We start from the raw sequence: 721 nt of genomic DNA on the forward strand, positions 1-721 counted from the left end.
GGACAGGTCGTGAGCGCCGAGATTGGCGAATCGGTGTTGGAGCGTACCCGAGGATATGGAGCTCCCGGATTCAGAGTCAAAGACCTGGAATTCGAGCAGGGTGGCTACCGATTTTTCCTGCCAGGAGCCCTTTACCAGATCAACTACGAATCTCAGGAGGGAAAGAGTACCGCCTATGGATACGGCAACATTCGATCTCTCAACGAGGGTATTTCCATCTCGGGCTCCAATTTTCAGCTTATTTCAGGCCCGACAGACTCTGGATGTACCCTGCAGGTTTCCAATCTGAATCTGATCGATCGAGACGGCAAGCTGATCACAAACTGGGTATCGGGAGATCAAAGTGAGCAGCAGGACGAGAATGCCATCGCGATAGGCGGTCGAACCATTTTGAGTGGCTCAATTCTTAGAGGCTCAAGTGCCCTATTTGCCGTTGATGTACCAGACGATCAGTGTACGAAGCGTTACAAATTCTCTGATTATGGCCAAACCTTCCGGCAAGAGTTGATTTATCTGGGACGCTCTGGCGATGAGCTGTCGTTTAAATACCGTGAGTTCTCGGGGAGCCTTGCCAGACCGGCATTCTCTGCAGACCTGAAATATGATCTCTCGGAGAGTCAGACCATCGGTTATCGCGGAGCTCGCATTGACGTTATTGAAGCGGGCAACCAGGTCATCCGCTATCAAGTACAAAGCAATATTCAAGGTATTTAAGCGAAAA

General features: G+C 50.3%; 1 protein-coding gene. It reads left to right on the plus strand.

Annotated elements, in window-relative coordinates; genetic code table 11:
• The coding region (locus MLC70_RS18455) for a hypothetical protein (RefSeq protein WP_248186014.1) at positions 1–714 on the plus strand (714 nt) is incomplete at its 5' end.
• Positions 715–721 lie beyond the last annotated feature (7 nt).

It is taken from the genome of Marinobacter goseongensis, assembly GCF_023156235.1.
GTDB classification, from domain to species: Bacteria; Pseudomonadota; Gammaproteobacteria; order Pseudomonadales; family Oleiphilaceae; genus Marinobacter; species Marinobacter goseongensis.